Raw genomic sequence first — 17,602 nt, forward strand, 5'->3', positions numbered from 1 at the left:
GTCCTTTTCAGTCCAGGGCGCCCGAGACCGGCGCGGCGAGCACATCTATCAGGTCGTGGGTGTCGTCCAGGTCTTCGAGACCGACGATCGCCCGCTCGATCGCGTCGGCGCGTCCCCGACTGGTTACCCGGTCGGCCAGGGAATGGAATTTCGCGACCAGTTCGGCGTTGGTGACCGGGTCGGTGGGTGCGCCATGCGGCACGTCGACGCGAGCGTGATGCACGGCGCCGTCACGGGTGGTCACCGCGACATCGGTGCGAAACCGCTCGGTGATCGGCGCGTTGGTCAGTGCTGCGTCGAGATGCACCGACGTGTTCGCGATCAGCGACCAGATGTCGTCGGAGTCGAGCCGCGCCGGGGTGAATTGTTCGGTCAGGACGTTGCCGTCGAGAAGCGCGGCCGCGGTGGCGTACCCGATATTCATCTGTGCGCCGATCGGGGTCAGCGGGCGCTCCGGAACCCACCAACCGTGCTTGTAAACGGTCTCGCCGACGGTGATGTCGACCTTCGAGATATCTTCGGGTGCAACCGAACTCCGCAACTTTCTGGCCGCGTCGATGGCCCCGTGCAAGCCGCCCATCGCGGCGTAGGACTTGACCATGATGAACGTGGTCTCCCATCGCTGGCCGAGCTGGGCGGTCAGCGATGCGGCATCGGGGTCGTGGCCCTCACCGAAAACACTGAGAAATCCGCCATATTCGCGCTCGAACACCCGCTTGATGCCGGTATAGCCGGCCGCGGCAAGACCGGCCGCGTAGAAGCCGTTGCGCGCCGCCAGGCCGTGGTGCATGCGCTTGCTCATCGCCTCGTACTGCGCGGCCATCAGCCCCGCCGACTGGGTGCCGGCCAAGCCGAGGGCGTCTTCGAGCTGGGCCGGGGGCAGACCGCGCAGCTTGCCCGACGCCATGGCCGCCGAATGTGTGCCGAAGACCGCCCCCGAATGCCAGCCACGGTCGAGCATCTGCGTTCCGTGCAACGTGTAGCCGACGCGCGGACCCACTTCGAAGCCGGCGATCGCCCCGAGCAGGAATTCGGCACCCGTCGTCGGGTGCGGCCGTACCGACGCCGTCGAGAGCAGCGCCGGGATGAGCAGTGCGCAGCTGTGCAGCGGCGCCAGGGGATGGAAGTCGTCGAGCTCGAAGCCCTGGATGAACGTGCCGTTGAGCACCGCGGCCGCGGGTGCGCCGGTGGTCTGCCCGGTGCCGATGACCACGGTGTTGCCGGGTCCCTCCAGCCCAAGGACCGCGTCGGTGGCGACCCGCGACCACGGCAATTGGGCTCCGACCAGGGCGCAACCCAGACCGTCGAGGAGCAGATATTTCGCCCGTTCGACCACGGCGTGCGGAACGTCGTCGAGCCTGAGGTCGGCGACCCAGGTCGCCAATCGCCCGGTCGGGCCCGCCGGATCTGTGGCGGCCTGCTGCTGTACCGCGGTCATCGGATCTCCCCAAAATCGATCAGTTGTTATATACATATAACAATTGATCCTCGAGAGCGCAAGGGAGGCGATGTGGAAACATGACCACCGTGGGCGAGACCAGCGCGAAGGCCGGGCAGGTGTCCACCGTGTCCGGAGTGCCGTTGCACCGCCAGCTCTACTTGGTGCTGCACGACGAGATCGACCGGGGTGTTGTCGCTCCCGGTGACGCATTGCCCACCGAACAGACGCTGTGCGATCAATTCGGAGTATCGCGCATCACGGTCCGCCGGGCATTGTCGGACCTGGCCGAACAGGGGTATATCGAGCGCAGGCATGGCGTCGGTTCCTTTGTGCGCCAGCATGATCCGGCGCATGTGTCGTCAGGAGGGCGGTCGTACCTGGAAGGGCTGCGACAGACGCAATTCGAAACCGAGGTCGACATAGTCGAACGCGGCGTGCGACGCCCACCAAGGGCCATCGCCGAAGCGCTCGAGACATCCGAGGAGCTACTGCACATCGTGCGGGTGCGCCGGCAGCGCAGAACCGGCGAGCCGTTGATGGTGACCGATGTCTGGCTCCCGGCGCAGCTCACCGACACGTTGACCGAGTCGGCGCTGCACCGGGCGCCGCTCTACGAGTTGCTCTCGGATGCCGGGGTGGTGGCGGATCGGGTGCGACACGAATTCACCGCGGAGATCGCCGGCCCGCGCAACGCCGAGCTCCTCGACACGGCGATCGGCGCCGCGTTGCTGCGCGTCAACCGCCTGGTATTCGTGGCCGACACGCCGCATCATCAGCTGTCGGTCCTGATGTCGCCCAACCGCAGCCGGGTGCTGCTGAATCAGACGGTGGACGAACTGGACGCCGCCTTCGGCGTGACCATCGCCCACGACGTGCGTCGCGACTCGCGCTAACGAATCAGTCCGACACCGGGGATGAAACGGCCCACGGTGGCCGCGTAGGCCCGATATTCATCGCCATGAGTTCGCGACAGGTGTGGCTCCTCGACACGGCGCACCTGCAGCTCGATCGTGATGACGAGCAGGATAAAGCCGGCGCAGGCAACAGGATTCGGCGTCACCAGTGCGATCCCGAGGCCAAACGCGAACATGGCGGTGTAGATCGGGTTGCGCACCCGCCCGAAGACGCCGGTGTGTACCAGCGGGGTGTGCTCCCGTTCGTCAACCCCGATCCGCCAGGAATCACCCATCTGGAGTTGGGCGTACACCGTCGCCGCAATGCCGGCCACGGCGATCGCGATCCCGGCGATTTGGATCCAGACGGCGCTCAACGCGCTCAACGGCGCAACGACGTTGTACAGCTGCAGGATTGGTGCGCTCACCGCGACCACCAGCGCGACGGCAAAGCTCGCGCCGGCGATCCATTCCGTTACCCCACCGCTGATTCCGCGAAAGCCAGAGGACCCGGTGCGCCGGTACTGTAGCCAACTGCGCCAACCGAATCCGAGCACCCCGAAAACCGCGAAGAGCGCCAGGGCACTGCCGGCGGCGTTCATGCGGTGCGCCCGGGCAGTGCCGCGGCGATGGCCTCGGCGTCCGGTGCGCAGTCGCCGGCGCCCGCTACCAGTGTCGCCAGCGCGCCCGCGGTGCAGGCCCGCTGCAACGCGGCCAGTCGCTCGGCCCGCGAACCCGGGTCGCGTGGCCAGTTGGCTGCCAGCACTCCGGCGAAAACGTCACCGGCGCCGGTGGTATCGACCGCTTTGACCGCTGGCGCGGGTACCCAGAACTCGTCGTCGGGACTGACGCAGCGGGCGCCGCGGGCACCCAGCGTGGTCACCAAGTGCGTTGGCCGCCAAGGCCATTTCTCGGCTTCGGCTTCGTTGGCGATCACCACGTCGGCGAGCTCCGCCAGTTCGGCCAGCGCGCTTGGGTCCTGGCCGCCCGGTGAGGCGTTGACCATGACGACCGCTCCGGCCGTTTTGGCCTCGCGCGCCGCGGCCACCGCGGTAGCGAGGGGAATCTCCAACTGGGTCAACAACACATCGCAGTCGGCGACGACCGTGCGGGTGGCGGCCGTGGTCAGGTTCAATTGCCCGTTGGCGCCCGGCGCCACCACGATGGTGTTCTCCGCACCGGCATCGACGACGATGATCGCGGTGCCACTGGGGCCGGGCACCGCGACCGTCGCGTCCAGTCCGACCCCATTGGCCGACAGATGCGTCCGCAACGGTTCGGCCGCGGCGTCGTCGCCGACCGCGCCGACGAATTGCACGCGCGCCCCCGCGCGTGCCGCGGCCACGGCCTGGTTGCCACCCTTGCCGCCGGGCGCGTAACTCAATGACGACGCGAGCACCGTCTCGCCCGGGCGTGGCAGGGCCTCGACGTCGCACGTGATGTCCATGTTCACGCTGCCCACCACACATACCCGTGCCATCTTGCCGACGTTAGTCGCGTCTGCCCTGCATTTTGGCCTTCGGGTCGAACGGCGCAAACGCCAATATCTTGATGTCCGCGCGCTAGTCTGCTGCGTTAGCGATGCTGGATCGGGGAAAGTGGGCTGCGTTGAGATCGAGCGACCGAACCGACGCCGAACCGGCCTTCAAAACCGATCCAGAATCCGCCTCGGGTCAGGAGGCGTCGGCTCAACACAGCGAGATTCACAAGACCCCGAAGGCTCACCGTCGGCGTTTTATTCGGGTCGGGATCCAGTCCAAGCTGTTGATGACGCTGTTGATCTGCAGCATCTTGTCGGTGTCGGTGGTTGGCATCATCGGGGCCGTCACCGGGCGCAACGCGCTGCGGCAAGTCGAGGCTGACCGGCTGACCGAATTGCGTGAGTCGCAGAAGCGCGAGTTGGAGGCGCTTTTCCGGCAAATGACGAATTCGCTGATCATCTACAGCGGCGGCTTCAGCATTGTTCAGGCATTGGAGTCGTTCACCGCAGGCTTCAACCAGTTGGCCAACACGACGATCACTCCGGCCCAGCAGCAGTCGCTGGTGAACTACTACGACAGCGACATGATCAAACCGCTCAAGCGGATCACCGGCGAGTCCGTCGATATCAACGCGGTAATGCCGAGTTCCAACGCGCAGAAGTACGTTCAGGCGTACTACACCGCACCCCCGAGGGCGAGCGCGGACGCGTTGCCCGTTACCGATGCCGGCGACGGCAGCGCCTGGTCGGCGGCGAATGCCCGCTTCGACTTCTACATGCGCGGAATTGTCACCCGCTTCGACTATCGGGACGTGCTGTTGCTGGATACGCAGGGCAACGTCGTCTATACCGTGGACAAGGGCCCCGACCTCGGCACAAATATTCTCACTGGTCCTTATCGCGAATCCAAGCTGCGCGATGCATACCAAAAAGCCTTGCGCTCCAACGACGTAGACTACGTCTGGATCAGCGACTTCCAGTCGTATCAGCCGGCACTGGCCGCCCCCACCGGATGGGTGGTGTCGCCGATCGGTCTGAACGGAAAAATTGACGGCGTGATGGCGTGGCCACTGCCGACCCCGAAGATCAACAGGATCATGACCGCCGACAAACAGTGGGAAGCCGCTGGCATGGGCTCATCGACCGAGTCGTATTTGGTGGGCCCCGACAATTTGATGCGTTCCGATTCACGCCTATTCCTGGAAGACCCGCAGGAGTATCGGCGCGAGGCCATCGCCGCGGGAACTCCGCCCGACGACGTGAACAGGGCGATCCAGCTGGGCACCACGATCCTGGTGCAGCCGGTGCCGGGCGCGGGGGTGCGTGCCGCCCAACGCGGCCAGAGCGGAACCGTCACCGGCACCGACTACACGGGTAACAAGGAGATGCAATCCTTTACCCCGTTGAACGTGCCGAATTCCGATCTGCATTGGTCGCTTCTCGTGACACGTGACGACTCAGCTGCCTTCGCGCGGCTCGGCCGGTTCAGCAAAACACTGATCGTTGGCGTCTCGGCGATGATTTTCACGGTATGCGTCGCCGCGATGCTGCTTGCGCAGGTGATGTTGCGACCGGTCCGCAGGCTGCAGGCCGGCACGCAGAAGATCAGTTCTGGCGACTACGAAGTCAGCATCCCGGTGACGTCGCGCGACGAAATCGGTGATCTCACCGCGGCTTTCAACGAGATGAGCCGAAATCTGGCGATCAAGGATGAGTTGCTCGCCGAGCAGCGCAAGGAAAACAACCGCCTATTGCTGGCGCTGATGCCTGAGTCGGTGGCGCAACGATATCGGGAGGGTCAGGAGACCATCTCGCAAAAGCATCAGGATGTCACCATCATCTTCGCCGACATCGTTGGGCTCGATGAGATCTCCACCGAACTGTCCGGCGACGAACTCATCGAAATCGTCGACGATCTGTTCCGGCAATTTGATGCGGCGGCCGAAGCCCTTGGCGTAGAGCGGATTCGTACCTTCCACAATGGTTATCTCGCCAGCTGCGGGGTAGTGACTCCGCGATTGGACAGCATCCACCGAAGCGTTGAGTTCGCCCTCGAAATGCGCCAGATCATCGATCGGTTCAACGGTCAAACCGGCCACGAGCTTCGGCTTCGAGTCGGTATCAATACCGGCAACGTCGTCAGTGGGCTGGTGGGCCGATCGAGCCTTGTCTACGACATGTGGGGCGCCGCGGTAAGTCTGGCCTACCAAATGCACAGTGGCGCACCGCAGCCCGGCGTCTATGTCACTTCGCAGGTATACGAGGCGACGCAGGACGTGCGGCAGTTCACGCCGGCCGGCACGATTTCGGTCGGCGGAATTGATCAGGCAATCTATCGGCTGTCGGAGCGCTGATGAACACCTTCCACTCCTCCTGGTTCTACTGGGCCGTTGGTGTTGCGCTGGGATTTCCGGTCGGGGTAATCCTGCTCACCGAGTTGCACCACACTCTGGTTCGCAGAAATAGCCGGCTGGCCAGGCAGGTAGGACTGCTGCGCAATTTCCTGCTGCCACTGGGCGCACTTTTGCTGTTGCTTGTCAACGCCGTCCAGATCTCGGCCGGAGACGGCCTGGTGCGAATCCTGAGCACGGTGCTTGGGGTGTTGGTGTTGGTGTTGTTGCTTTCCGGCCTCAACGCCACGGTGTTCCAAGGCGCTCCCGAAGACAGCTGGCGCAAACGATTACCGACGATCTTCCTTGATGTCGCCCGATTCGCCCTGATCGGCGTCGGTGTGACGTTGATCCTGTCCTTCATCTGGGGTGTCCGGGTCGGCGGCCTGTTCACCGCGTTGGGCGTGGGGTCGGTCGTCATCGGTTTAATGCTGCAGAACTCGGTCGGCCAGGTCGTGTCGGGCCTGTTCATGTTGTTCGAACAGCCTTTCCGTATCAACGATTGGCTCGACACGTCCACTGAGCGCGGACGGGTCGTCGAGGTGAACTGGCGTGCCGTGCACATCCAGACCGGCACCGGAATGCGGATCACCCCGAACTCGGTGTTGGCCGGCACCTCGTTCACGAATCTGAGCCGTCCGCCGGGCACGCACAAATTGACGATGAAGACCACGTTCTCGACCGCCGATGCGCCCGACCAGGTGTGCGCGCTGCTCTCGCGTGTCGCCAGCTCGCTGCCGCAGCTCAAGGCCGGCACCGTGCCGCGCTCGGTCCCCACCGGGGGCGGCGAGTACTCGACGAGCATTGGGTTGCTCTCACCGGCCGACGACGGCGCGGCGCGAGCGACATTTTTGCGGTGGATCTGGTACGCCTCGCGGCGGGAGGAACTGCACCTCGACGACACCGATGACGACTACTCGACGCGGGAGCGTGTGCAGCACGCGTTGCGCACCGTGGTGGCGCCGGTAATGCGGCTCGGCATCGCCGATCAGCAGTCGCTGTATTCGAGTGCGCGCATCGTCCGCTATGGCGCTGACGAAGTCGTGGAATACGCCGGTCAAGTGCCCCCGGGGATGACTTTTATCGTTGCCGGGAGGGTGCGGATGATGGCCACGGCCGAGGACGGGTCGGTCGTGCCGATCAGCACGTTGGAGGAGGGCTCATTCCTGGGGCTGACCACACTGACCCGTCAACCCAATTTGGCGAGCGCATATGCGCTGGAAGAGGTCACCGCGTTGGAGATCGATCGCGAACACCTCGAGAATCTGGTGATGCGTGAACCGTTGCTGCTGCAGGACTTTGGCAACATCCTTGAAGAGCGGCAGAGCAAAGTGCGGCTGGCCGAACGCGGTGAGCGGGTAGGTTGAGGCTGACCGTGGCACGGGCCGCCTCACTTGGCCAGCTCAAGCCCGTTACCCTGGATCAATGAGTCTGCAAGCACCATCGCGTCCTGACTTGCGTCAGGAGGTCCACAACGCCGCCCGTCGCGCCCGGGCCGCGTCCCGCGCGCTGGCGTTGTTGCCGACGGTGGCCAAGGACCAGGCGCTGCATTCCGCGGCTGCGGCGATCACGGCCAGCACCCGGCTGATCCTGGCGGCCAACGCCGAAGATCTGAAGGCCGCTCGGGCCACCGGGACGCCGAACGCGATGCTCGACCGGTTGGCGTTGGACCCCGAGCGCGTGGACGGAATCGCCGCTGGTCTGCGCCAGGTTGCGGGGCTGCCCGACCCGGTCGGCGAGGTGCTGCGCGGTTACACCCTGCCCAATGGGCTGCAGTTGCGTCAGCAGCGGGTTCCGCTCGGCGTGATCGGCATCATTTACGAGGGCCGGCCCAATGTCACCGTGGACGCTTTCGGGTTGGCGCTCAAGTCGGGCAACGCCGTGCTGCTGCGCGGCAGTTCGTCGGCGGCCCGCTCCAACCAGGCGCTGGTCGAGGTGCTGCGGGCTTCGCTGGTCACCGAAGACCTGCCCGCCGACGCGGTCCAGCTGCTATCGGCCGACGACCGGTCCACGGTCACGCACCTGATCCAGGCTCGCGGTCTGGTCGACGTGGTGATCCCACGCGGGGGAGCGAGCCTGATCGACGCGGTGGTCCGCGACGCGCAGGTGCCCACCATTGAGACCGGCGTCGGCAACTGTCACGTCTACGTGGACACCGGAGCCGACCTGGATGTGGCAGAACGGATTCTGCTGAACTCCAAGACCCGGCGACCGAGTGTGTGCAACGCCGCCGAGACGCTGTTGGTGGACTCCGCGATTGCCGGAAACGCGGTGCCCCGGCTGGTGGCGGCCCTGCAAGACGCCGGTGTGACGGTGCACCTCGACCCCGACGACGACAACCTGCGCCGCGAATACCTGTCGATGGACATCGCGGTGGCGGTGGTCGACGGCGTCGAAGGCGCGATCGCCCACATCAACGAATACGGCACCGGACACACCGAGGCCATTGTGACCAGCAATATGGCTGCGGCACAACGGTTTGCCGACGGCGTCGACGCGGCCGCGGTGATGGTCAACGCATCGACCGGGTTTACCGACGGCGAGCAATTTGGTTTCGGCGCCGAGATCGGCATCTCGACCCAGAAGCTGCATGCCCGCGGCCCGATGGGTTTGCCGGAACTGACCTCGACCAAATGGATCGCGTGGGGAGACGGCCAGGTTCGTCCCGCCTGACCCGGCCCACCAAAAGTGCTTTAGGAGAACCCGATTGTGAGCGTGCCCGCCCGGTCCACTCCGCTCTTCGCCGACATCAACGACGTCTCACGTCGGTTGGCCGAGACCGGTTACCTGCCCGACACGGCCACCGCGACGGCGGTATTCCTGGCCGATCGGCTGGGTAAGCCACTGCTGGTGGAGGGCCCCGCCGGCGTGGGCAAGACCGAACTGGCCCGCGCCATCGCCCAGGCCACCGGCTCGGGCTTGGTCCGGCTGCAGTGCTACGAGGGCGTCGACGAGGCTCGTGCGCTCTACGAGTGGAACCACGCCAAGCAGATCCTGCGCATCCAGTCCGGGTCGGGCGACTGGGACCAGACCAAAGATGACGTGTTCAGCGAGGAGTTCCTGCTGTCGCGGCCGCTCCTGACCGCGATCCGGCGCACCGAGCCGACGGTGCTGTTGATCGACGAGACCGACAAGGCCGACATCGAAATCGAGGGCCTGCTGCTCGAGGTGCTGTCCGACTTCGCGGTGACCGTCCCCGAACTGGGCACGATCACCGCCGAGCGGACGCCGCTCGTGGTGCTGACGTCCAACGCCACCCGCGAACTCTCCGAGGCGCTCAAGCGTCGCTGCCTGTTCCTGTACATCGATTTCCCGAGCCCCGACCTGGAGCGGCGCATCCTGCTGTCCCGGGTTCCCGAGCTGCCCGCCCATCTGGCCGAGGAACTGGTCCGCATCATCGGCGTGCTGCGCGGCATGCAGCTGAAGAAGCTGCCGTCCATCGCCGAGACCATCGACTGGGCCCGGACGCTGCTGGCGCTGGGCCTGGACACCATTGACGACGCGGTTGTCGCCCAGACGCTTGGCGTGGTGCTCAAACACCAATCCGATCAGCAACGCGCCGCCGGGGAACTGAGGCTGAATTAATGGCTCCCCGCCGCGTCCGCCCCTCCCGGCCACTCGCCCCGCACGGGTTGCCGGGCCACTTGGTGGGTTTTGTGGAAGCGCTTCGCGGCAGCGGGATTTCGGTGGGCCCGTCCGAGACGGTGGACGCCGGCCGGGTGATGGCCACGCTCGGCCTGATTGATCGTGAGGTGCTACGCGAAGGCATCGCGTGTGCGGTGCTGCGCCGGCCCGAGCACCGCGAGACCTACGACGCGATGTTCGACTTGTGGTTCCCCGCGGCGATGGGTGCGCGCGCGGTCGTCGTCGACGAGGCCGGGGAAGCGGGGCCGGACAGCGATGCCCTGCCTGCCGACGACGTCGAGGCGATGCGGCAGATGCTGCTGGATCTGCTCACCCAGAACGAAGACCTGGCCGGCATGGACGAACGACTGGTCGCGATGATCGCGCGGATCGTGGAGGCCTACGGCAAATACAGTTCCAGCCGCGGCCCGTCGTTCTCGTCGTATCAGGCGCTCAAGGCGATGGCGCTGGACGAGCTGGAAGGCAAGCTGCTCGCGGGGCTGCTCGCCCCCTACGGCGACGAGCCGACACCCACCCAAGAGCAGATCGCTAAAGCGCTTGCCGCACAACGAATTACCCAGCTGCGTAAGCTGGTCGACTCAGAGACCAAGCGGCGCACCGCCGAGCAGCTCGGCCGCGATCACGTCCAGATGTACGGCATCCCACAGCTTTCCGAGAACGTCGAGTTTCTGCGGGCTTCCGGTGACCAGCTACGCCAGATGCAGCGAGCCGTGGCGCCACTGGCGCGCAGCTTGGCCACCCGGCTGGCGGCCCGCCGGCGTCGCAGTCGCGCCGGCACGATCGATCTGCGTAAGACGCTGCGCAAGTCCATGTCCACCGGCGGCGTGCCGATTGACGTGGTGCTGGCCAAACCCCGTCCGGCGCGCCCGGAATTGGTCGTGCTGTGTGACGTCTCCGGCTCGGTGGCCGGGTTCAGCCACTTCACCCTGCTGCTGGTGCACGCCCTGCGCCAACAGTTCTCCCGCGTGCGGGTGTTCGCCTTCATCGACACCACTGATGAGGTGACCCACATGTTCGGGCCGGAAGCCGATCTGGCCGTGGCGATCCAGCGAATCACCCGCGAAGCCGGTGTGTACAGCCGCGACGGTCACTCCGACTACGGCAATGCGTTCGTCTCGTTCGTCCAGGCCAATCCGCATGTGCTGTCACCGCGCAGCTCGCTGCTGGTGCTCGGGGACGGGCGCACCAACTACCGCGACCCGGCCATCGATGTCCTGTCCGATATGGTCACCGCCGCCCGGCACGCGCACTGGCTCAATCCCGAGCCCAGACATCTGTGGGGCAGCGGCGATTCGGCGGTGCCCCGCTACGAAGACGTGATCACCATGCACGAATGCCGATCGGCCAAGCAGCTCGCCACGGTGATCGACCAGCTTCTGCCGGTGTGACGCCGGATCCGGCTCGGCCACGGGCAACCCAAGCGGCCCGGTAAGCTGGCACATCGTGCAAAAGCCCCGTCGCAGACTCGGAGTAATGGGTGGGACATTCGACCCCATCCATTACGGGCACCTGGTTGCCGCCAGTGAGGTGGCCGACCTGTTCGAACTCGACGAAGTGGTGTTCGTGCCCAGCGGACAGCCGTGGCAGAAGGCCCGGCCCGTCTCCGCCGCCGAGGACCGGTATCTGATGACCGTGATCGCCACCGCCTCCAATCCCCGTTTCTCGGTAAGCCGGGTCGACATCGACCGGGCCGGCCCCACCTATACCAAGGACACCTTGCAGGATCTGCACGCCCTCAACCCGGATTCTGAGCTGTTCTTCATCACCGGCGCCGACGCGCTGTCGTCCATCCTGTCGTGGCAGGGCTGGGAGGTGTTGTTCGAGTTGGCGCGGTTCATCGGGGTCAGCCGGCCCGGCTACGAGCTGCGCCATGAACACATCACCGAGGTGCTCGGTGAGCTGGCCGAGGATGCGTTGACCTTGGTCGAGATCCCGGCGCTGGCGATCTCGTCGACCGACTGCCGTCTGCGTGCCGCGCAGCGCCGGCCGCTGTGGTACCTGATGCCCGACGGCGTCGTGCAATACGTCTCCAAGCGCCGACTCTACCGCAAACCCGTTGCGGGAGAGGCGAACGCAACGCTCGGCCCGACGCAGTCCAGCCTGGCCGCGGGGAACAACACATGAGCGCCACCCAGGAAGCCGTCGACATGGCGACAATTGCGGCGAATGCCGCGGCCGCGAAGCTCGCCAGCGACATCGTCGTCATCGACGTCTCCGGACAATTGGTGATCACCGACTGCTTCGTCATCGCCTCGGCGTCCAATGAGCGACAGGTCAACGCGATCGTTGACGAGGTCGAGGAGAAAATGCTCAAGTCCGGCTACAAGCCCGCGCGCCGTGAAGGTGCTCGGGAAGGACGCTGGACGCTGCTGGATTACCGCGACATCGTCGTACACATTCAGCACCAGGACGATCGCAACTTCTACGCCCTGGACCGCTTGTGGGGTGACTGTCCGGTCGTGCCGGTGGACTTGGCCGCCGGTCCCGAGGATTCGGCGAGCGCGCAATGAGTGTCCGTCGCCTGGTGATGTTGCGGCATGGGCAAACTGACTTCAACGCCGGTAGCCGGATGCAGGGGCAGTTGGACTCCGCGCTCACCGAATTGGGCCGCGCCCAAGCGGTCGCCGCCGCCGAGGTGCTGGGCAAGTTGCAGCCGCTGCTGATCGTGTCATCGGATCTGCATCGCGCCTACGACACCGCGATCACGTTGGGGGAGCAGACCGGGCTGCAGGTGCGGGTGGACGAGCGGCTGCGGGAGACGCACCTGGGCGACTGGCAGGGCCTGACCCACACCGAGGTCGACGTACAGGCCCCGGGCGCCCGACTGACCTGGCGCGACGACGCCACCTGGGCGCCACACGGCGGGGAAAGCCGGGTCGACGTGGCCGCCCGCAGCGTGCCGCTGGTCGCCGAGCTGGTGGCCGGCGAGCCGGAGTGGGGTGGCGCGGACGAGCCCGATCGGCCGGTTGTGCTGGTGGCCCACGGAGGTCTGATCGCCGCGTTGTCAGCTGCGCTGCTGAAACTTCCGGTCGCCGACTGGCCGATCTTGGGCGGCATGGGCAATGCTAGTTGGGTGCAGCTCTCCGGCCACTCCCACGATTCCGGCGCCGACTTCGACAACATCCGCTGGCGCCTCGACGTGTGGAACGCTTCGGCGCAGGTCTCCAACGATGTCCTCTGACGCACGACCCACACTGCTGGTCTTCGCCGATTCGCTGGCCTACTACGGCCCCACCGGCGGGCTGCCCGCCGACGACCCTCGCATCTGGCCCAACATCGTTGCCTCGCAACTGGGTTGGGATGTAGAGCTGATCGGCCGCATCGGCTGGACCTGTCGCGACGTGTGGTGGGCGGCAACGCAGGATCCGCGGTCCTGGGCGGCGCTGCCGCGGGCGGGTGCGGTGATCTTTGCGACCAGCGGGATGGACTCACTGCCGTCGGTGTTGCCGACCGCGCTGCGTGAGCTGATCCGATATGTCCGGCCGCCGCTGCTGCGGCGCTGGGTCCGCGACGGCTACGGCTGGCTGCAGCCCAGGCTCTCGCCGATCGCCAGGGCTGCGCTGCCGCCACATTTGAGTGCCGATTATCTCGAGCAGACCCGTGGCGCAATCGATTTCAACCGGCCGGGTATCCCGATCGTGGCGTCGCTGCCGTCGGTGCATATCGCCGAGACGTACGGCAAGGCGCATCACGGCCGCGCCGGGACCGTGGCAGCGATTACGGAGTGGGCGCAGCAGCATGACGTCCCCTTGGTGGACCTTAAAGCTGCTGTGGCCGAACAGGTTATGAGTGGGCGTGGCAATCCCGACGGCATTCACTGGAATTTCGAAGCCCACCAGGCGGTCGCGGAGCTGATGCTCAAGGCACTGGCCGAAGCCGGGGTATCCAACGAGAATTCGCGCGGTTAAGCGATGATCCGCGCCGACGACGATGCAGAGCGAAGCGATGAGGTGGGGGCACCTCCCGCTTGCGGGGGAGAGCGGCGCTCGTGACCATCGTGGTGGTGACCGATGCGTCGTCGCGCCTCCCGGCCGACCTGCTCGACACGTGGGCGATACGCGTTGTCCCGCTGCACATCCTGCTCGACGGTGGCGATCTGCGCGATGGTGTGGACGAGATCCCCGACGATGTCTACCAGCACCACGCCACGACCGCGGCGGCCACCCCGGCCGAACTCGGCGCCGCCTACCGCCAGGGGCTGGCCGACTCCGCCGGGGACGGCGTGGTGGCCGTGCATATTTCGTCGGCCCTGTCGGGCACCTACGGCGTCGGTGAACGGACCGCGGCCGAGATCGGGCCGGCGGTCCGGGTCATCGACTCGAGATCGGCGGCGATGGGCACCGGCTTCGTCGCGCTGGCCGCCGCGCGGGCCGCGGCCGCGGGTGGCGACCTGGACGCTGTCGTGGCCGCCGCGAACTCGGCGGTAAGCCGCAGTCACGCGTTCATCGTCGTGCACGGTTTGGACAACCTGCGGCGCAGTGGCCGGATCGGTGGGGCCAAGGCGTGGCTGGGCACCGCGCTGTCGCTCAAGCCGCTGCTACGCATCGAGGACGGCAAACTCGTTCTGGCCCAACGGGTGCGGACCGTCAGCAAAGCGACGGCGGCGATGCTCGACCGGGTCTGCGAGGTGGTCGGCGACGGCTCGGCAGCCGTGGCGGTGCACCACGTCGTCAACCCGGACGGCGCGAACGAGGTGGCGGCCGCGCTGGCCCAGCGGCTACCGGCGTGCCAGCCGGCGATCATCACCTCGTTGGGGCCGGTGCTCGGAGTGCATGTCGGGCCGGGGGCCGTCGCGGTCTGCCTGGATTCAGCTCCTGGCGGGTGACGCGCTAGGCGCCGGTGACACGCTGGGCGCCCTGCGGACCGGCGGTAGACCGTAGTCACCGCGTGGGTGGACCACCTGCGGCCACCAGAACCAACGCCCGAGCAGCGTGGCGATCGACGGCATCAACAGCGTGCGCACGATCAGCGTGTCGAGCAGCAGACCAATACAGACGGTAGACCCGAACTGGCCCAACACCCGCAAGTCGCTGCCCAGCATCGACGCCATCGTGAAGGCGAACACCAGTCCCGCGGCCGTCACCACTCCACCAGTGCCGGCCATCGACCGGATGATTCCCGTCTTGAGTCCTCGATGAATCTCTTCTTTGAACCGGGAGACCAGGAGCAGGTTGTAGTCAGAACCGACGGCCAACAGGATGATCACGGACAACGCCATCACGATCCAGTGGATCTTGATGCCGAACAAGTCCTGCCAGATGAGCACGGACAGACCGAACGACGCGGCAATCGAGCTGGCCGCGGTGCCGACGATGACCAGTGCGGCCACCACGCTCCTGGTCAGCAGCAGCATGATCATGAAGATCAGCGTCAGCGCCGACACCACCGCGATCATCAGGTCGAATTTGGCGCCGTCATGCATGTCCTTGAAGGTTGCGGCCGTACCGCCGAGATAGACCCTGGCATCGGACAGGGATGATTGCTTCAGGCCCTCCTGCGCGGCGGTGCGCTCGGCATCGACCCGCGAAATGCCTTCCGGCGTCATGGGATCGCCCTGGTGAGTGATGAAGTACCGCGCCGACTTACCGTCCGGCGACAAGAACATCCGAAGACCTGTCTGGAAGTCCGGGTTCTGGAACGCCTCCGGCGGCAGATAGAAGAAATCGTCATTCTTCGACTGATCGAAGCTTTGCCCCATCACGATTGCGGTATTGCTCATCGCCTCCATCTGGTCGATCATCGCCTTGAACGTCTGGTAGAGCGTCAGCGTGATGCCCCTGGTGGTCTTCAGCGTGGTGATCAGCGTGGGAAACAGCGCATTCAGGTCGTGGGTGGCCTGGGCGGTGTGCTTGATGTCGACCGTGAGGAAGTGGAACTGCTCGGCGAGCTGGTCGAATCCGTCCAACGTGTCGAACAGCGATCGCAAACCGAAGCACAACGGGATGTCGAAGCAGTGCTTCTCCCAGTAGAAGTACGTGCGCACCGGTCGGAAGGTGTCGTCGAAATCCGCGATGTGGTCGCGCAAGCTATCGGTGATTTGCGACGTTACCGCCGTGGTATTTGCGCTGTCGTCGGCGGCATTGGCGAGGTCTCGTGAAACCTCGTACTGCCGCTGCGTGGTGTCGATCTGGGTCTGCAGGTCGTCGGACATCCTGAGGATGTCGGCGATGCGCTCCTTGAGGAAGCCCATGTTCTGCATGGTCGTCTGGCTTTGAATGCTGTTCTGGAACGGTATCGAGCTGTGCTGGATGGGAATGCCCAGTGGCCTGGTGATGTCCTGGACCATCGCTATGCCGAGCGTGCGCATCTCGTTTTTAGCCACGCGGTCCAACACGAGCATGTCGGCCGTGTTTCGCATGTCATGGTCGGACTCGATCATCAACATGTCGGGATTCATCCGGGCCTCGGAGAAGTGTCGGTTCGCGGCCTCCTGCCCTTGGTTGGATGGGGCTGACAACGGCAGGTAATGCCGGTCGTTGTAGCTCGTCGTGTAGCTCGGCAGGGCGACCATGCCGACCAACACGACCGCGGCGCTGACCGCCAGAATCGGCGCCGGCCAACGCACTACCGCGGTACCCACCCGGCGCCATAGCCGCCCCTGCTTGGCCGCTCGCTTGGACTCGAAGAGGTGAAAGCGACTGCCCACGAAGACAACCGCGGGGCCCAGGGTTAGCCCGGCCGCCACCACGACCAGCATGCCGATCGCCACCGGTGCGCCCATGGTGTTGAACCAGGGCAACCGGGAAAAACTCAGACAGTAAGTCGCACCGGCAATCGTCAGACCCGACCCCAGAACAACGGGAGCCACGCTTTTGAATGTCGTGTAGTACGCGGATTCGCGATCTTCGCCTTCTCGGATTGCCTCCTGATAGCGGCCGATGAGGAAGATCCCGTAGTCCGTCCCGGCCGCGATCGCCAACATGGTGAGGATGTTGGCGGCGAACGTGGTGAGCCCGAATGCGTTGTGATAGGCCAGAACCGCGACGACTCCACGTGAGCAGGCCAACGCCACAAAGGTCATGAACAGCTGGACCAGCGTGGTGACAATGGACCGATAGACCAGCAGTAGCATGATCGCAATGGCACCCAGGGTGAACAGTGTGATCGTGGCCAGGCTGGCGTTGCCGATCAGGTGCATGTCGTCGGACAGCGCCGCGGGCCCGGTGACGTAGGCCTTCACGCCGGGTGGCGGCTTGTTCTCGTCGATGACCTTACGCACGGCGTCCACGGACTCGTTGGCCAGCGTGGTGCCTTGGTTACCGGCGAGGTTCACCTGTACATAGGCGCCCTTGGCGTCGGCACTCTGTGCGCCCGCCGCCGTCAGCCGGTCTCCCCAGAAGTCCTGGATGTGCTGGATGTGTTTGGGATCCTGGCGCAGTTGCCGAATCAGCTTGTCGTAGTACTGATGCGCATCGGCGCCGAGAGGTTGTTGGCCCTCCAGCACGATCATGATGGTGCTGTTGGAATCGAACTCGTGGAAGTTTTGACCCAGACGCATCATCGCCTTCATCGACGGCGCGTCGAGCGGAGTCATCGGCGCCGAATGCGCCTCGCCGACCACTTCCAGGGTGGGGACGATGACGTTCACCAGGATCGTCACGAATACCCAGACCAGGATGATCGGCACCGCGAAGATACGGATGGTGTGGGGGAGGTACGGCCGGTGGCCGCGCTCCGGCTTACCGGAACTCTGGGTGCCAATCGGTCCGGTGTCCGCGGCGTCGTCGACACCCAGGTGGTTCTTGCTGTTCAC

General features: G+C 65.5%; 15 protein-coding genes. 11 read left to right on the forward strand and 4 right to left on the reverse strand.

Features of this window, described 5'->3' with window-relative positions; genetic code table 11:
* Positions 1-7: 7 nt before the first annotated feature.
* Positions 8-1,438, reverse strand: coding sequence for an MmgE/PrpD family protein (locus ACTXG5_RS14735; RefSeq protein WP_445159522.1), 1,431 nt, complete (start codon positions 1,436-1,438; stop codon positions 8-10).
* Positions 1,439-1,518: 80 nt separating this feature from the next.
* On the opposite strand from ACTXG5_RS14735, the gene ACTXG5_RS14740 reads away from it, so the two are divergent.
* Entirely contained in the window at positions 1,519-2,334 is an 816-nt protein-coding gene (locus ACTXG5_RS14740; RefSeq protein WP_445159523.1) for a GntR family transcriptional regulator, read from the forward strand.
* Here the strand turns inward: ACTXG5_RS14740 and ACTXG5_RS14745 are convergent.
* Positions 2,331-2,936, reverse strand: coding sequence for a methyltransferase family protein (locus ACTXG5_RS14745; RefSeq protein ID WP_445159524.1), 606 nt, complete (start codon positions 2,934-2,936; stop codon positions 2,331-2,333). The two genes, ACTXG5_RS14740 and ACTXG5_RS14745, sit on opposite strands and share 4 nt — an antisense overlap.
* Positions 2,933-3,814 (reverse strand): ribokinase, encoded by an 882-nt coding sequence (locus ACTXG5_RS14750; RefSeq protein WP_445159525.1) that lies wholly within the window; start codon positions 3,812-3,814, stop codon positions 2,933-2,935. The genes ACTXG5_RS14745 and ACTXG5_RS14750 overlap by 4 nt, the downstream gene beginning before the upstream one ends.
* A gap of 287 nt (positions 3,815-4,101) precedes the next feature.
* Here ACTXG5_RS14750 and ACTXG5_RS14755 point away from each other — a divergent pair, with 287 nt between their 5' ends.
* The 10 genes from ACTXG5_RS14755 (at position 4,102) to ACTXG5_RS14800 (ending at position 14,674) form a co-directional block, all read left to right on the forward strand.
* Positions 4,102-6,168 carry an adenylate/guanylate cyclase domain-containing protein gene (locus ACTXG5_RS14755; RefSeq protein ID WP_445164421.1) on the forward strand — a complete coding sequence of 689 codons (2,067 nt, stop codon included), beginning with the start codon at positions 4,102-4,104 and terminating at the stop codon, positions 6,166-6,168.
* Positions 6,168-7,571 (forward strand): mechanosensitive ion channel domain-containing protein, encoded by a 1,404-nt coding sequence (locus ACTXG5_RS14760; RefSeq protein ID WP_445159526.1) that lies wholly within the window; start codon positions 6,168-6,170, stop codon positions 7,569-7,571. The genes ACTXG5_RS14755 and ACTXG5_RS14760 overlap by 1 nt, the downstream gene beginning before the upstream one ends.
* 58 nt (positions 7,572-7,629) lie before the next feature.
* Complete coding sequence (locus tag ACTXG5_RS14765) at positions 7,630-8,877, forward strand: glutamate-5-semialdehyde dehydrogenase (RefSeq protein WP_445159527.1); 1,248 nt, start codon at positions 7,630-7,632, stop codon at positions 8,875-8,877.
* A gap of 36 nt (positions 8,878-8,913) precedes the next feature.
* A complete protein-coding gene (locus ACTXG5_RS14770) occupies positions 8,914-9,789 on the forward strand; it encodes an AAA family ATPase (RefSeq protein ID WP_445159528.1) in 876 nt (291 codons plus the stop codon).
* On the forward strand, positions 9,789-11,237 hold the full coding sequence (locus ACTXG5_RS14775; RefSeq protein WP_445159529.1) for a vWA domain-containing protein: 1,449 nt from the start codon (positions 9,789-9,791) through the stop codon (positions 11,235-11,237). The genes ACTXG5_RS14770 and ACTXG5_RS14775 overlap by 1 nt, the downstream gene beginning before the upstream one ends.
* A 55-nt stretch (positions 11,238-11,292) precedes the next feature.
* Entirely contained in the window at positions 11,293-11,973 is a 681-nt protein-coding gene (gene nadD, locus ACTXG5_RS14780; protein ID WP_445159530.1) for a nicotinate-nucleotide adenylyltransferase, read from the forward strand.
* A complete protein-coding gene (gene rsfS, locus ACTXG5_RS14785) occupies positions 11,970-12,359 on the forward strand; it encodes a ribosome silencing factor (RefSeq protein ID WP_445159531.1) in 390 nt (129 codons plus the stop codon). Before nadD ends, rsfS begins: the two co-directional genes overlap by 4 nt.
* Complete coding sequence (gene gpgP, locus ACTXG5_RS14790; protein ID WP_445159532.1) at positions 12,356-13,030, forward strand: glucosyl-3-phosphoglycerate phosphatase; 675 nt, start codon at positions 12,356-12,358, stop codon at positions 13,028-13,030. The genes rsfS and gpgP overlap by 4 nt, the downstream gene beginning before the upstream one ends.
* A complete protein-coding gene (gene octT, locus ACTXG5_RS14795) occupies positions 13,020-13,757 on the forward strand; it encodes a diglucosylglycerate octanoyltransferase (protein ID WP_445159533.1) in 738 nt (245 codons plus the stop codon). Before gpgP ends, octT begins: the two co-directional genes overlap by 11 nt.
* 80 nt (positions 13,758-13,837) lie before the next feature.
* Positions 13,838-14,674, forward strand: a complete 837-nt coding sequence (locus ACTXG5_RS14800; RefSeq protein ID WP_445159534.1) for a DegV family protein — start codon at positions 13,838-13,840, stop codon at positions 14,672-14,674.
* Here the strand turns inward: ACTXG5_RS14800 and ACTXG5_RS14805 are convergent.
* On the reverse strand, positions 14,657-17,602 hold the full coding sequence (locus ACTXG5_RS14805) for an MMPL/RND family transporter (protein ID WP_445159535.1): 2,946 nt from the start codon (positions 17,600-17,602) through the stop codon (positions 14,657-14,659). The two genes, ACTXG5_RS14800 and ACTXG5_RS14805, sit on opposite strands and share 18 nt — an antisense overlap.

The organism is Mycobacterium sp. Dal123C01, assembly GCF_052566995.1.

Coding starts and splice junctions, on each gene's coding strand:
- ACTXG5_RS14735 (WP_445159522.1), bottom strand. CDS start 1,438: ATGACCGCGGTACAGCAGCAGGCCGCCACAGATCCGGCGGGCCCGACC.
- ACTXG5_RS14740 (WP_445159523.1), top strand. CDS start 1,519: ATGACCACCGTGGGCGAGACCAGCGCGAAGGCCGGGCAGGTGTCCACC.
- ACTXG5_RS14745 (WP_445159524.1), bottom strand. CDS start 2,936: ATGAACGCCGCCGGCAGTGCCCTGGCGCTCTTCGCGGTTTTCGGGGTG.
- ACTXG5_RS14750 (WP_445159525.1), bottom strand. CDS start 3,814: ATGGCACGGGTATGTGTGGTGGGCAGCGTGAACATGGACATCACGTGC.
- ACTXG5_RS14755 (WP_445164421.1), top strand. CDS start 4,102: ATGACGCTGTTGATCTGCAGCATCTTGTCGGTGTCGGTGGTTGGCATC.
- ACTXG5_RS14760 (WP_445159526.1), top strand. CDS start 6,168: ATGAACACCTTCCACTCCTCCTGGTTCTACTGGGCCGTTGGTGTTGCG.
- ACTXG5_RS14765 (WP_445159527.1), top strand. CDS start 7,630: ATGAGTCTGCAAGCACCATCGCGTCCTGACTTGCGTCAGGAGGTCCAC.
- ACTXG5_RS14775 (WP_445159529.1), top strand. CDS start 9,789: ATGGCTCCCCGCCGCGTCCGCCCCTCCCGGCCACTCGCCCCGCACGGG.
- rsfS (WP_445159531.1), top strand. CDS start 11,970: ATGAGCGCCACCCAGGAAGCCGTCGACATGGCGACAATTGCGGCGAAT.
- gpgP (WP_445159532.1), top strand. CDS start 12,356: ATGAGTGTCCGTCGCCTGGTGATGTTGCGGCATGGGCAAACTGACTTC.
- octT (WP_445159533.1), top strand. CDS start 13,020: ATGTCCTCTGACGCACGACCCACACTGCTGGTCTTCGCCGATTCGCTG.